General features: G+C 43.7%; 3 rRNA genes. All 3 read left to right on the top strand.

Annotated elements, in window-relative coordinates:
• Positions 1-103 (top strand): 16S ribosomal RNA (locus ACTNB8_RS16335); the annotation flags it as partial.
• A gap of 279 nt (positions 104-382) precedes the next feature.
• Positions 383-500: ribosomal RNA gene (rrf, locus tag ACTNB8_RS16330) — 5S ribosomal RNA — on the top strand.
• Between the two features lie 508 nt (positions 501-1,008).
• Positions 1,009-1,120 (top strand): 23S ribosomal RNA (locus ACTNB8_RS16325); the annotation flags it as partial.

Below are 1,120 nucleotides of genomic sequence, written 5' to 3'. Positions count from 1 at the left end.
TGACCTAACTGCAAAGAAGGAGCTGCCGAAGGCGGGACGGATGACTGGGGTGAAGTCGTAACAAGGTAGCCGTATCGGAAGGTGCGGCTGGATCACCTCCTTTCTAAGGAAACGGATCAAGTAGGTTGTGAATGCAGCTGAATCAATCCAACTAAAACGGAAATGGATAAGTAGGTTGTGAATGCAGCTGAATCAATCCAACTAAAACGGAAAAAAGTAAAGAGTCGAATGTGTATCACTGTTGAGTTATCAAGAAAGACAAGGAAGTTCGGTTCACTAAATTCGATGACATCAGAGATGTCCTCTCATTAAGTTCCTCCGAACAAAGTTCGTACTAAATTCGTACGGCGGTAAACCTTGTACTCATTAAGTACTCTACTTTTCTGGTGCCGATGCGCTTGTGGGAAACACCCGTTCCCATCCCGAACACGACGGTTAAGACGCAGGCGGCCGATGGTACTGCACTGGAGACGGTGTGGGAGAGTAGGTGGGCGCCAGACCAAAAAAAGAAAAACAGACGGAAGTCTGCTGAATATAGAACAGGCATCGGAAGTGAGTTTTGTTGGAACAAAGCGGGAACAGAAGAGATTCGATGAGTACGGTGCTAACCTGAACCAGCCAGGAAGTGCTGTTAAATACTGGTTTTACCAGTGATATAAGAAGAAAAGAGATTTTCCTCTTATATGACTGATAAAATATCAGTCAGAATCGTACCTTGAAAACTGCATACATGTAAATTTGATTAAAACTAATCAAATATCCTTGATATATTATTGAGTAAGATACGTAAGTGTACCTCGTAAATCAGAGATTTACTCGGTCGCAACTGCGTTGCATATACAAGCCTGATAAAAAGTCCTTATGGAAGCAAGCTTCCAGCAGTCTTTTTCTCAAACTTGTGCACTTACTTGATAAACGCAAGATAGGAAGACATCGATAACATAGTTATCAATCAAGCAACGAGAATCAAAGACCGCTGATACCTACGCTAGGGTATCAGTAATGCAAAGGTCAAGCAGAAAGGGCACAGGGCGGATGCCTTGGCACTAAGGGCCGAAGAAAGACGTGATAAGCTGCGATAAGCTTCGGGGAGGAGCAAATATCCATTGATCCGGAGATC

The sequence above is a fragment of the Blautia sp. HCP28S3_G10 genome (assembly GCF_052065235.1).
GTDB lineage: Bacteria > Bacillota > Clostridia > Lachnospirales > Lachnospiraceae > Blautia_A.
The sequence above is the reverse complement of the archived record's forward strand: the minus strand, read 5'-3'. Positions and strand labels throughout refer to the sequence as shown.